The following is a 12,993-nucleotide window of genomic DNA, read 5'->3' as shown; positions in this document are numbered from 1 at the left end:
AGCGGGTCAGGAGACGCCGGCGCCGAGCGCGCTCAGGACGCGCTGGTGGACGCCCTGGATGTCACCGACCGCGTCGATCGTCTTGACCTGGTCGCCGTAGTACGCGAGCAGCGGCGCGGTCTCCCGGGTGTAGACGTCCATCCGGTTGCGGATGACCTCTTCGGTGTCGTCGGCGCGGCCACGGGCCAGCATGCGCTCCACGACGACGTCGGTGTCGACGACGAACGAGAGCACGGCGTCGAGCGAGGCGTCGAGATTCGCCAGGATGTCGTTCAGCGCGTCGGCCTGCTCGGTCGAGCGCGGGAAACCGTCGAGGATGAAACCCTTCGACGCATCCGGCTCGCCGACGCGGGCGCGGACCATGTCCACCGTGATCTCGGACGGGACGAGGTTGCCGGCGTCGAGGTACTTCTTGGCCTCCACACCCACGGCGGTGCCCTGGGAGATGTTCGCGCGGAAGAGGTCGCCGGTCGAGATGTGGGGGATCCCGAGTGCTTCGCTCAAAAGCTCCGCCTGGGTGCCTTTACCTGCTCCGGGCGGGCCGAGAATGACAAGTCTCACTTCAGGAATCCTTCGTACTTGCGTTGCATCAACTGACTGTTGATCTGCTTCATCGTGTCCAGACCCACGCCGACCATGATCAGTACGGCCGTACCACCGAACGGCAGGTTCTGGACGTTGCCGCTGTTACCGATCTCGAGGAACAGGTTCGGGAGTACCGCGATGATACCGAGGTAGATCGAGCCCGGCAGAGTGATACGACTGAGCACATACCCGAGGTACTCGGCCGTGGGCGCTCCCGGACGGATGCCCGGGATGAATCCACCGTACTTCTTCATCTCGTCGGCGCGCTCCTCCGGATTGAACGTCACCGCCACGTAGAAGTACGTGAAGAAGATGATCATCAGGAAGTAGACGGCGATGTAGACGCCGTTGCTCGGATCGGTCAGGTACCTGGTGACGTATTCCTGCCAGGTCGACTGCGTCCCATCGGGATTGCGCGTGAGTTCGACGATCAGCTGCGGCAGATACAGCAGCGACGAGGCGAAGATCACCGGGATGACGCCGGCCTGGTTGACTTTCAGCGGCAGGTAGGTCGACGACCCGCCGTACATCTTGCGGCCCACCATGCGCTTGGCGTACTGCACCGGGATGCGGCGCTGGCCCTGCTCGATGAACACGACGCCGGCGACGATGATCAGCGCGGCGACACAGACGAGGGCGAAGACGAGTCCGCCGCGGCTGTTGAGGATGGTGCGACCTTCGGCGGGGATACGCGCGGCGATACCGGCGAAGATCAGCAGCGACATTCCGTTGCCGATGCCGCGCTCGGTGATGAGCTCACCGAACCACATGACGACACAGGCGCCGGCGGTCATGACGAGCACGATGATCGACAGACCGAAGATGCTCTGGTCGTTGAGGACTTCACCGCTCTGCGCACAGGACTGCGGAAGGAGCTGGCCACGGTCGGCGAGGGCCACGATGCCCGTCGACTGCAGGAGTGCGAGGGCCACGGCCAGGTAGCGCGTGTACTGCGTCATCTTGGCCTGGCCGGCCTGGCCCTCCTTGCGGAGTTGCTCGAAGCGCGGGATGACCACGGTCAGCAGCTGCACGATGATGGCCGCCGTGATGTACGGCATGATGCCGATCGCGAACACCGACAGCTGCAGCAGCGCGCCGCCGGAGAACAGGTTGATCAGGGAGTAGACCGAGCTCGACTCACCGGACGAGACCTCGTCGAGACACGCCTGCACGGCCTGGTAGTCGACACCCGGCGACGGGACGGTCGCTCCCAGCCGATACAGGATGATGATGCCGAGAACGAAGAGGATCTTCTTCCTCAGATCCGGCGTCCGAATGGCCGCGAAGAGGGGGGAAAGCACTAACTCCTCCTAGTAACGACCACGCGAGGTCTACGTTCCGGGTCGGTGCGACCCGACCCCCGTGTGCTCGGCAATCGACGATGGTCTTTCGGGATGCGGCAGTCTTGGGCGTGTCCGGCAGGACAACCTCTGAGACTCTAACAGTCACACCGAAACGCCCCGGTCGGGCGGCAGCGATGCTGCCGCCCGACCGCGGTGTGTGTCCGTCAGAGTTCGGTGACGCTGCCACCGGCAGCGGCGATCTTCTCCTTGGCGGAGGCGGTGAACTTGTCGGCGGTGATGTCGACCTTGACCGACAGGTCACCGTCGCCGAGAACCTTCACCAGCTTGTTCTTGCGAACGGCGCCGGCCGCGACGAGCTCGTCGACGCCGATGGTGCCGCCCTGCGGGAACAGGCGGGCGATGTCGCCGACGTTGACGACCTGGTACTCGATCCGGTTGCGGTTGGTGAAGCCCTTGAGCTTCGGCAGCCGCATGTGGATCGGCATCTGGCCACCCTCGAAGCCGGCGGGCACGTTCTTGCGTGCCTTGGTGCCCTTGGTGCCGCGACCGGCGGTCTTACCCTTGGACCCCTCACCGCGACCCACGCGGGTCTTGTCGGTCTTCGACCCCGGAGCGGGGCGAAGGTGATGGAGTTTGATGGTCATGCTTGAACCTCTTCGACTGTCACGAGGTGACGAACCGCGTTGATGAGGCCGCGGTTGATCGGCGTGTCCTCGCGGGTGACGGTCTGGCGGATGCCCTTGAGTCCGAGGGTCCGCAGGCTGTCACGCTGGTTGCTCTTGGTACCGATGGTGCCCTTGACCTGAGTGATCTTCAGCTGAGCCATGATCAGACCCCCTGTCCTGCGCGAGCGCGGAGCATACCGGCCGGAGCGACATCCTCGATCGGCAGACCGCGGCGGGCCGCGACCTCTTCGGGACGCTGCAGCATCTTGAGTGCCGCGACGGTGGCGTGCACGACGTTGATGGCGTTGTCCGAGCCGAGGCTCTTGGCGAGGACGTCGTGGACGCCCGCGCACTCGAGCACGGCACGCACCGCGCCACCGGCGATCACACCGGTACCGGGGCTGGCCGGGCGGAGCATGACGACACCGGCGGCGGCCTCACCCTGGACCGGGTGGGTCACGGTGCCGGCGATCAGGGGCACGCGGAAGAAGTTCTTGCGAGCTTCCTCGACACCCTTCTGGATCGCGGCCGGGACTTCCTTGGCCTTGCCGTAGCCGACGCCGACCATGCCCTGGCCGTCGCCGACGACCACGAGAGCGGTGAACGAGAAACGACGTCCACCCTTGACCACCTTCGAGACGCGGTTGATGGTCACCACGCGCTCGAGCTGGTTGCGGTCCTGGTCGCGGCCGCCACGATCGCGGCGGTCGCCGCGGCCACCGCCGCGACGGTCGTTGCCGCCGCCCTGGTTGTTCTGGTTGTTGTCGTTACCGGCGGGTCCGTTTCCGCCGTCACGCTGACGTCCGGGCATCAGAGGTTCCCTCCGGTCATGTGGGTGTAGCTGTTCGAGATGGTCATCAGAAGCTCAGGCCTCCCTCGCGGGCGGCGTCGGCGAGCGCGGCGATCCGGCCGTGGTAGTCCTTGCCACCACGGTCGAACACGACGGCGTCGACGCCGGCAGCCTTGGCGCGGGCGGCGATGAGCTCGCCGACCTTGCGGGCCTGCGCGGACTTGTCGCCGCCGGCCGCACGCACATCGGCCTCGATCGTCGATGCCGCGGCCAGCGTCTTGCCGGCCAGGTCGTCGATCAACTGGACGTGGATGTGGCGCGAGCTGCGCTTGACCGCGAGACGCGGACGGGCCGGGGTTCCGCTGACCTTCTTGCGGAGGCGGAAGTGACGGTTGCCGGTCGCCTTGCGACGACGCGTCGAGACGTCCTTGCCGATCGGCTTGCGCACTGTCTTGGTAGCTGAATCACTCATGGCTTACTTACCCGTCTTTCCGACCTTGCGACGGATCTGCTCACCCTCGTAGCGAATGCCCTTGCCCTTGTAGGGGTCCGGACGACGCAGGCGGCGGATGACCGCCGAGATCTCGCCGACTTGCTGCTTGTCGATACCCGAGACCGAGAACTTCGTCGGGGACTCCACGGCGAACGTGATGCCCGCCGGGGCCTCGATCGGCACGGGATGGCTGTAACCGAGCGCGAACTCGAGGTCGCTGCCCTTGGCCTGCACGCGGTAACCGACACCGAAGATCTCCATCTTCTTGGTGTAGCCCTGCGTGACGCCCACGACGAGGTTGTTCACGAGCGAACGGCTCAGGCCGTGCAGCGCGCGGCTGCGACGCTCGTCGTTGGGGCGGGTCACGACGATGGAGTTGTCCTCCTTGGCGACCGAGATGGGCTCGGAGACGGTGAGCGAGAGCTCACCCTTGGGGCCCTTCACGGTGACGTTCTGGCCGTCGATGGTGACGTCCACGCCCGCGGGGATCTCGATGGGGTTCTTTCCGATACGCGACATGTGTTGTTACCTCCCCTACCAGACGTAGGCGAGGACTTCGCCGCCCACGCCCTGGTTGGCTGCCTGGCGATCGGTGAGCAGGCCCGACGACGTGGAGATGATGGCCACGCCGAGGCCGCCCAGAACCTTGGGCAGGTTGGTGGACTTTGCATAGACCCGGAGACCGGGCTTGGAGACGCGGCGCAGACCGGTGATGGAGCGCTCGCGACTCGGGCCGTACTTCAGGGAGACGACGAGGTTCTTCCCGACCTCCGCGTCTTCGGTGCGGTAGTCGGTGATGTAGCCCTCGCGCTTGAGGATCTCGGCGATGTTCACCTTGATCTTCGACGAGGGCAGTGTCACCTCGTCGTGGTACGCCGAGTTGGCGTTACGCAGACGCGTCAAGAAGTCTGCGATCGGGTCAGTCATGGTCATGGGTGACCGTCAACCTTTCTCGTAGCGGTTCCCATACAGCGCCGGTGGCCGGAAAAATCCCGGTGACCTGCGGTGGGCCTTCCACGAAGTGGATAGTTGTTTCTGAAGGTTCTCGCCGCCGATGCCCTTGGCTTTTCGCCGGCACCGGAGACTATTCAGTTGTGTCCCGGACACCTGAGGTGCACAGGCAACCGGTCTAGTGTAGGGAATCCGCAGCGTAGACCCAAATCGGCACCGGTCGGCAGTGGCGACCATCAGGCACCATCGAGGGTATGGATCGACGCAAACTCCTCAAAACGGGCCTGCTCGGGGCCGGGCTGCTCGGCATCACCGGTACGTCGCTGGTGACCGGGTGCGCCACCGACGATCCGCCGACGCGGGATCGATCCGGCTCGGGTCCGACGGGCACGTCCGCAGACGCCGCGTCGGTCGAGACCGTCGCATCCGGGCTGAACGTGCCGTGGGCGCTGGCCTTCCTCGGTGACGGCGATGCCCTCGTCACCCAGCGCGACGACGCCACGATCGTCCGGGTGTCCCCTGGGGGTGAGGTCCGGACCGTCGGCGAGTTCGCTGACGCCGCTCCCCGCGGCGAAGGCGGGTTGCAGGGCATCGCGGTGGCGCCAGGCGACGAGAGCGCGGTGTTCGTCTACTACACGACCGCCACCGACAATCGGCTGGTGCGCCTGGACTTCGACGGCGACCGGCTCACCCGTCCCCGACCGCTGATCACCGGACTCGACGCGGCCTACAACCATCACGGCGGCGCCCTCGCCTTCGGTTCGGACGGAAGCCTGTTCGTCGCGGTCGGCGATGCCGCCGTACCCGAGGTCGCCCAGGACGTCACCGCGTTGAACGGCAAGATCCTGCGGGTGGACCGGGATGGCCGCCCGTGGCCGGGCAACCCGTTCGGCAACGAGGTCCACTCGTACGGGCACCGCAACGTCGAGGGCCTGGCCTTCGACGGCGCAGGCCGGCTGTGGGCCAGTGAGTTCGGACAGAACCGTCGTGACGAGCTCAATCTGATCCGACCGGGTGGCAACTACGGGTGGCCGGAGGTCGAAGGCGATTCCGATGATCCGCGGTTCGTCGCGCCGGCCGCCACCTGGACCACGCAGGAGGCGTCCCCGGCCGGGCTGGCGATCATCGGCGACCGCGCCTACATGGCCGCGCTCCGCGGCCGGCGGCTGTGGGAGATACCGCTCACGGGGTCGGCCGCCGGCGAGCCGGTGAGCAGGTACGCCGACGAGTTCGGCCGGCTGCGCGTCGTGGCCGCCGCGCCCGACGGCTCACTGTGGTTCGGCACGAGCAACACCGACGGACGCGGCCGGCCGGCCGACGGGGACGATCGTCTGCTCCGGATGCGGCTCGGCTGACCACAGTTCCGGCGCGCGGACCAGAAGCCATCCGACGGGCGCCGATCGGTTCTGTACGGAATCGACAGTTCGATTCTCGAATCATTTCGCGGAACCATTTTCCGAAATCGTCTCATCGCCGGACTCTCATGGGTGCGAGCCCGTCATCACCGGGTGTTTTCGCAACGATTGTGTGGCCTATTCCAGGCGGCAGGATCACCGCGTCGGTCGACAGCGTAACAACGAACTGGCCTCGATCCGCCGAACATCACCTCGTCGCCGCGCCGCGATGTCATGGTGGAACACGTGGATTCGACTCATCTTCCCGAGCTCGTCGACGAGCTCCTGTCCTCGGCCCGCGAAGCGTCGAGCCGACGGGCCTCTCATACGTTGCACGGCAACTCTTCTCGACATCTTCGACAAACGGTGATCGCACTGGTCGCGGGCGCGGCACTGTCGGATCACGACAGTCCCACCGAGGCCACGCTGCAGGTCCTGCGCGGGCGTGTCGTCCTGACCTCGGCGGACGGCGATCCGGCCGGCCGGTGGGAGGGCGCCACCGGCGACCTGGTGACCATTCCGTCGACGCGTCACGGCCTGACCGCACAAGAGGACTCGGCGATCCTGTTGACGGTTGCCACGCGTTGACCTAAGCGACCAGATTGTTTCCCGAATGACCGACGGGTGTATTTCCCACAAACGTTTTCGGCATATCTGATCGACTTTGCGATTCGGGAAGAAACAATTGCCGACCCTCCGTATGGTGTCGCTCATGGCCCGGTCAGAAGATGTACAGGGTTCTGCAGCCACCGCACTGTTGGACATCGGCAGGTTCTTCACCCGATGGGACGAGACCGACGATCGTCGTGTCGTCTTCCGGGACGGCGGTCGGGCGGGTGACGTCTTCTACCGGGATCGATGGAGCCACGACAAGATCGTGCGCTCGACACACGGCGTGAACTGCACGGGCTCCTGCTCGTGGAAGGTCTACGTCAAAGACGGGATCATCACCTGGGAGACCCAGGAGACCGACTACCCCTCGGTGGGCCCGGACCGGCCCGAGTACGAACCCCGCGGGTGCCCGCGGGGCGCGGCCTTCTCCTGGTACACCTACTCCCCCACCCGGGTCCGACACCCGTACGCCCGGGGTGTGCTGGTGGAGATGTTCCGCGAGGCGAAGCGCCGGCTCGGCGATCCCGTGCTGGCGTGGGCCGACGTCGTCGGAGACCCGCTGCGCCGACGCTCCTACCAGCGCGCACGGGGCAAGGGCGGGCTCGTTCGCGTCTCCTGGGACGAGGCCGTCGAGATGGCCGCGGCAGCGCACGTCCACACGATCAAGGCCCACGGTCCGGACCGGTGCGCGGGTTTCTCCCCGATCCCGGCCATGTCGATGGTCAGCCACTGCGTCGGCACCCGGTTCATCCAGCTGATCGGCGGGGTGATGACCTCGTTCTACGACTGGTACGCCGATCTGCCGGTGGCCAGTCCCCAGGTGTTCGGCGACCAGACCGACGTCCCGGAGTCCGGGGACTGGTGGGACGCGACGTACCTGATGATGTGGGGTTCCAACGTCCCGGTGACGCGGACCCCGGACGCGCACTGGATGGCCGAGGTGCGCTACCGCGGCACCAAGGTGGTCTCGGTCAGCCCCGACTACGCCGACAACACCAAGTTCGCCGACGAATGGCTGCCCGCGCAGGCCGGCACCGACGGGGCGCTCGCGATGGCGATGGGACACGTCATCCTCACCGAGTTCTTCGTCCGGCGCTCGACCGGGTTCTTCGACGACTACGTGCGCCGCTACACCGACCTGCCGTTCCTGATCCACTTGGACGAAAAACCGGGCGGGCCGGACGGTGACTCGACCGGCACCGACGTCCCCGGAAAATTCGTCCCTGGGAAGTTCGTGACCGCCGACGAGTTGCCCGGCGCGGAACATGTTGCCTCCGAGGACGTCTGGAAGACGGTGTGCTGGGACGAGGCACGCGATGAGCCGGTGGTGCCCAACGGCTCGATGGGGTTCCGGTACGCCGACTCCGGTGCGGGGCGATGGAATCTCGATCTCGGTGGCGCGCAACCCGCGCTGACACTCATGAGCGATGCGGCCGAATTCGTCGAAGTCGCGTTCCCGGTCTTCGACGCCCCCGACGGCAGCGGCGCCGTGGTCCGCCGAGGTGTCCCCGCGCGGCGGATCGGGGGACGGCTCGTCACGACCGTCTTCGATCTGATACTCGCGCAGTACGGCGTCACCCGGGACGGGCTCCCCGGCGAGTGGCCCACCGGCTACGACGACGCATCGGCGCCGTACACACCGGCGTGGCAGGCCGAGATCACCGGCGTGCCGGCCGCGGCGGCGATTCGCGTCGCGCGCGAATTCGCCGCCAACGCCGAGGAATCCGGCGGCCGCTCGATGATCATCATGGGCGCCGGGATCTGCCAGTGGTTCCACGGCGACGCGACCTATCGGGCGATCCTGTCCCTGCTCATCCTCACCGGATGCATGGGCCGCAACGGCGGCGGTTGGGCGCACTACGTCGGGCAGGAGAAGTGTCGTCCGATCACGGGCTGGATCTCGCTGGCGAACGCGCTGGACTGGACGCGCCCGCCGCGGACCATGACCGGGACCTCGTACTGGTACATGCACACCGGGCAATGGCGCAACGACGGGTACTCGACATCCTCACTCGCCTCCCCGCTGTCGCGCGGCACGATGGACCACGAGCACACCGCCGACGCCATCGCCCAGTCGGCGCGGCTCGGCTGGATGCCCTTCTATCCCCAGTTCTCCACCAACCCTCTCGACGTCGCCGACGAGGCGACCGCCGCCGTGGATCGCGGTGACGCCGCCGATCCGGCGTCCTACGTCGCAGAGCGTCTGCAGAACGGCCAACTGACATCCGCCATCACCGACGTCGACGCACCCGAGAACTGGCCCCGGACCCTCGTGCTGTGGCGGTCCAACCTGCTCGGTTCCTCGGCGAAGGGCAACGAGTACTTCCTCCGGACCCTGCTCGGCACCCACCACAACGTGCTCGGCGCCGAGAAACCCGAGACCCCGAGGCCTGCCGAGATCCGTTGGCACGACGACATTCCGGAGGGGAAGCTCGACCTGCTGCTGTCGGCGGATTTCCGGATGACATCGACCACGCTGCTGTCGGACATCGTCCTGCCTGCTGCGACCTGGTACGAGAAGCACGACCTGTCCTCGACGGACATGCACCCGTTCGTCCACGCGTTCACACCGGCGATCGACCCGCCGTGGGAGGCGAAGTCCGACTTCGACCTGTTCCACCGGCTCGCACGCAAGCTGTCGGACCTGGCACGCACCCACCTCGGTACACGGCGCGATCTCGTCAGCGTCCCCCTGCAGCACGACACCCCCGGCGAGGTTGCACAACCGCACGGCCGGATTCTGGACTGGCGACACGACGGCGTTGTCGGACAGCCAGGCCGGAACATGCCCAACTTCACCGTGGTGGAACGGGATTACACCGCGATCGCGGACAAGCTGGCGTCCATCGGACCGCTCGCGGACACCCTCGGCTTCACCGTCAAGAACGTGACCTACCCGCTCGAGGAACAAACACGCACACTCGCCGAATCCAACGGCGTGATGCTCGGCGGCGCCGGCGACGGACGACCGGCCATCGACACCGACGAGAAACTCGCCGAGGCGATCCTGACGTTGTCGGGCACCACGAACGGCGAACTCGCGGTGGCCGGCTTCGAACAGCTGCAGCAACGCGTCGGCTTCCGCCTCGACGACCTCGCGCGCGGTTCGGAGGAGAAGCGCATCCGCTTCGCCGACACCCAGAAGGCACCCGTGCCGGTGATCACGTCGCCGGAGTGGTCCGGGTCGGAGACCGGCGGCCGCCGGTACGCACCGTTCACGGTGAACATCGAGCGGCTCAAGCCGTTTCACACGCTCACCGGACGGATGCACTTCTATCTGGACCACGACTGGATGATCGACATGGGCGAGTCGCTCCCGATCTACCGGCCGCCGCTGGACATGCACCGCCTGTTCGGCGAACCCAAGCTCGGACCCGACGGCGCCCGGGAGATCACGGTGCGGTACCTGACGCCGCACTCGAAGTGGTCGATCCACTCCGAGTACCAGGACAACCTGTTCATGTTGTCACTCTCCCGCGGCGGGCCGATCGCCTGGCTGAGTCCCCAGGACGCCGCCTCGATCGACGTCGCCGACAACGACTGGATCGAATGCACCAACGCCAACGGCGTTTTCGTGTGCCGTGCAATCGTCAGCCATCGCATGCCGGCCGGGGTCTGCTACGTCCACCACGCCCAGGAACGCACGATCGACGTCCCGAAGTCGGAGGCGACGGGCCGCCGGGGCGGCATCCACAACTCGCCGACGCGGCTGCTGGTGAAACCGACTCATCTGATCGGTGGATATGCCCAGTTGTCCTACGCCTTCAACTATCTCGGACCGACCGGCAACCAACGCGACATGGTGTCGACCATCCGCAAACGCAGCCAGGAGGTGACGTACTGATGCGGGTCATGGCCCAGGTCGGGATGGTGATGAATCTCGACAAGTGCATCGGGTGCCACACCTGCTCAGTGACCTGTAAGCAGGCCTGGACCAACCGGTCCGGCACCGAGTACGTGTGGTTCAACAATGTGGAAACCCGCCCCGGACAGGGATATCCGCGTCGTTACGACGACCAGGACACCTGGCAGGGCGGATGGGTCCTCAACCGCAACGGCAGGCTGCGCCTGCGCGCCGGCGGCCGCGTGCGGAAGCTGTTGACCCTGTTCGCGAGTCCGGTCCAGCCGACCATCGAGGACTATTACGAACCCTGGACCTACGACTACCAGACCCTCATCGACGCCCCGCTCGGCGACGATTTCCCGGTCGCCCGTCCCAAGTCCCTGCTCACCGGCAAGGACACCAAGGTCACCTGGTCGGCGAACTGGGACGACAACCTCGGCGGTGCACCGGAACTCGCCGAGCGCGACCCCATCGTCGAGAAGCTCCGGCGCGATTCCGAAGACGCGGTGAAGTTCGGCTTCGAGCAGACCTTCATGTTCTATCTGCCGCGGATCTGCGAACACTGCCTCAATCCGTCATGCATGGCGTCGTGCCCCTCCGGTGCGATCTACAAACGCAGCGAGGACGGCATCGTGCTCGTCGACCAGGACCGCTGCCGCGGCTGGCGGCAGTGCATCACGGGCTGCCCGTACAAGAAGATCTACTTCAACCACAAATCCGGCAAGGCCGAGAAATGCACGCTGTGTTACCCGCGCATCGAGGTCGGGCAGCCGACGGTGTGTTCCGAGACGTGCGTCGGCCGGCTTCGCTACCTGGGCATCTTCCTCTACGACGCCGACGCCGTGACTGCGGCCGCCTCGGTCCCCGATGATCGCGATCTGTATGAGGCGCAACTCGATCTGATGCTCGACCCCGAGGATCCGGCGGTGATCGCCGCCGCTCGACGCGACGGCATCCCGGACGACTGGCTCGAGGCCGCGCGCCGATCGCCGGTCTACGCGCTGGCGAAGAAGTACCGTGTCGCGCTCCCGCTGCACCCGGAATACCGCACGATGCCGATGGTCTGGTACGTCCCACCGCTGTCGCCGATCGTCGACCTGCTCGCCGAGCAGGGTCACGACGCCGAGGGCGCGGGAACGCTGTTCGGCGCGATCGAGGCCCTTCGGATTCCGGTGGAGTACCTGGCCGAATTGTTCACCGCCGGTGACACGGTCGTCATCGACACGGTGTTGCGCCGCTTGGCCGCCATGCGCTCGTACATGCGCGACGTGACCCTGGGCCGTGAACCCGACGCCGGAATACCGGCCGCGGTGGGGATGACCGAGGAAGAGGTGTACGAGATGTACCGCCTGATGGCGATCGCGAAATATGAAGAGCGATACGTGATCCCCACGGCTCATCTCGAACAGGCCGAGAAACTGGACGAGATGGGGTGTTCGCTCGACTACGACGACGGGCCCGGCATGTTCGACTCGTCGCCGTTCGGCGAGGCCAGCGGTCGTCCCGCGCCGGTGTCGGTGGAGACGTTCCATGCGCTGCGTCAGCGTCAGACCACTGACACGGCGGCCGGCGAGCACACGATGGCGGGCCGGACCAACCTGCTCAACTGGGACGGCAACGGGGCCCCGCCGGGCCTGTTCCCCGAACGCGTACCCGGGCCGTCGACTCCCGACGAGGAAGCACGATGAGGGGACCACGGTTGTTCGCACGTCGCTCGCGGGCGACCGACGAGGGCACCGTCATACGGTTGATCGCGTCCTGGTGTCTGAGCTATCCCGACGACGAGGTCCTCGGCCGCGTCGATCTGATACGGGCCGCCCTCGCCGAACAGGACGACTCCCTGGCGACAGAATTGCTGCGACAGACCGTCGATCACCTCGGCGGTGGCGATCCGGCAGCGCTGCGCCGCGAGTACATCGAGCTCTTCGATCTCTCGAAACGGCACACGCTCTACCTGTCGTACTGGTCCGATGGGGACACCCGGCGTCGGGGCGCGTCGCTGGGCGAGTTCAAGCAGGCCTACCGCGACAGTGGATTTCTCGTGGACCTGCGCGGTGAACTGCCCGACCATCTGCCGATCGTGCTCGAGTTCAGCGCGCGGGCCGATCCGGGCCGCGGCGTCGAGCTGCTCGAGAAGCACCGTGCAGCACTGGAATTGATCCGGTTCGCCCTGCTCGGCGCGGAGTCGCCGTACGCCGGGGCGGTGGCGGCGGTGTGCGCCACCCTGCCCAGTCCCTCCCCACCCGACCGGGCCACGGCGCTCGCGATGTGCGCACCCGCACCGACGGAGACCGTGGGCCTGGAACCCTTCGATCCCCGCCTGCTGCCGATCAACCCGACCCGAGCGTGAGGTGA

General features: G+C 66.6%; 13 protein-coding genes. 5 read left to right on the top strand and 8 right to left on the bottom strand.

Annotation, left to right across the window (positions count from 1 at the left end; genetic code table 11):
- Nucleotides 1-6: 6 nt before the first annotated feature.
- The 8 genes from JW364_RS13180 to rpsH form a co-directional block, all read right to left on the bottom strand.
- Nucleotides 7-561 carry an adenylate kinase gene (locus tag JW364_RS13180; RefSeq protein WP_004023564.1) on the bottom strand — a complete coding sequence of 185 codons (555 nt, stop codon included), beginning with the start codon at nucleotides 559-561 and terminating at the stop codon, nucleotides 7-9.
- Complete coding sequence (secY, locus tag JW364_RS13175; protein ID WP_058251974.1) at nucleotides 558-1,886, bottom strand: preprotein translocase subunit SecY; 1,329 nt, start codon at nucleotides 1,884-1,886, stop codon at nucleotides 558-560. The genes JW364_RS13180 and secY overlap by 4 nt, the downstream gene beginning before the upstream one ends.
- A 206-nt stretch (nucleotides 1,887-2,092) precedes the next feature.
- The gene (rplO, locus tag JW364_RS13170) at nucleotides 2,093-2,533 is read right to left on the bottom strand and encodes a 50S ribosomal protein L15 (protein WP_004023566.1); all 441 of its coding nucleotides are present in this window, start codon (nucleotides 2,531-2,533) and stop codon (nucleotides 2,093-2,095) included.
- Nucleotides 2,530-2,715: a 50S ribosomal protein L30 gene (rpmD, locus tag JW364_RS13165; RefSeq protein ID WP_058251976.1), complete on the bottom strand. Its 186-nt coding sequence runs from the start codon at nucleotides 2,713-2,715 to the stop codon at nucleotides 2,530-2,532. Before rpmD ends, rplO begins: the two co-directional genes overlap by 4 nt.
- 2 nt (nucleotides 2,716-2,717) lie before the next feature.
- On the bottom strand, nucleotides 2,718-3,365 hold the full coding sequence (gene rpsE / locus JW364_RS13160; protein ID WP_058251977.1) for a 30S ribosomal protein S5: 648 nt from the start codon (nucleotides 3,363-3,365) through the stop codon (nucleotides 2,718-2,720).
- 46 nt (nucleotides 3,366-3,411) lie between these two features.
- The gene (gene rplR, locus JW364_RS13155) at nucleotides 3,412-3,816 is read right to left on the bottom strand and encodes a 50S ribosomal protein L18 (RefSeq protein ID WP_058251978.1); all 405 of its coding nucleotides are present in this window, start codon (nucleotides 3,814-3,816) and stop codon (nucleotides 3,412-3,414) included.
- A gap of 3 nt (nucleotides 3,817-3,819) precedes the next feature.
- On the bottom strand, nucleotides 3,820-4,356 hold the full coding sequence (gene rplF, locus JW364_RS13150) for a 50S ribosomal protein L6 (RefSeq protein ID WP_058251979.1): 537 nt from the start codon (nucleotides 4,354-4,356) through the stop codon (nucleotides 3,820-3,822).
- Nucleotides 4,357-4,371: 15 nt separating this feature from the next.
- Nucleotides 4,372-4,770: a 30S ribosomal protein S8 gene (rpsH, locus tag JW364_RS13145; protein WP_205333223.1), complete on the bottom strand. Its 399-nt coding sequence runs from the start codon at nucleotides 4,768-4,770 to the stop codon at nucleotides 4,372-4,374.
- Between the two features lie 272 nt (nucleotides 4,771-5,042).
- On the opposite strand from rpsH, the gene JW364_RS13140 reads away from it, so the two are divergent.
- The 5 genes from JW364_RS13140 to narJ all read left to right on the top strand — a co-directional run bounded on the left by JW364_RS13140 (nucleotide 5,043) and on the right by narJ (nucleotide 12,988).
- The gene (locus JW364_RS13140) at nucleotides 5,043-6,143 is read left to right on the top strand and encodes a sorbosone dehydrogenase family protein (RefSeq protein ID WP_068969971.1); all 1,101 of its coding nucleotides are present in this window, start codon (nucleotides 5,043-5,045) and stop codon (nucleotides 6,141-6,143) included.
- A gap of 285 nt (nucleotides 6,144-6,428) precedes the next feature.
- Nucleotides 6,429-6,770 (top strand): cupin domain-containing protein, encoded by a 342-nt coding sequence (locus JW364_RS13135; protein ID WP_083229291.1) that lies wholly within the window; start codon nucleotides 6,429-6,431, stop codon nucleotides 6,768-6,770.
- 124 nt (nucleotides 6,771-6,894) lie between these two features.
- The gene (locus JW364_RS13130) at nucleotides 6,895-10,638 is read left to right on the top strand and encodes a nitrate reductase subunit alpha (protein ID WP_205333224.1); all 3,744 of its coding nucleotides are present in this window, start codon (nucleotides 6,895-6,897) and stop codon (nucleotides 10,636-10,638) included.
- Nucleotides 10,638-12,326 carry a nitrate reductase subunit beta gene (narH, locus tag JW364_RS13125; protein WP_205333225.1) on the top strand — a complete coding sequence of 563 codons (1,689 nt, stop codon included), beginning with the start codon at nucleotides 10,638-10,640 and terminating at the stop codon, nucleotides 12,324-12,326. The genes JW364_RS13130 and narH overlap by 1 nt, the downstream gene beginning before the upstream one ends.
- Nucleotides 12,323-12,988, top strand: a complete 666-nt coding sequence (narJ, locus tag JW364_RS13120) for a nitrate reductase molybdenum cofactor assembly chaperone (protein ID WP_205333226.1) — start codon at nucleotides 12,323-12,325, stop codon at nucleotides 12,986-12,988. Before narH ends, narJ begins: the two co-directional genes overlap by 4 nt.
- Nucleotides 12,989-12,993 lie beyond the last annotated feature (5 nt).

The sequence above is a fragment of the Gordonia sp. BP-119 genome (genome assembly GCF_016924115.1).
GTDB lineage: Bacteria > Actinomycetota > Actinomycetes > Mycobacteriales > Mycobacteriaceae > Gordonia > Gordonia hongkongensis.
This window is presented reverse-complemented; position numbering and strand designations above follow the sequence as displayed.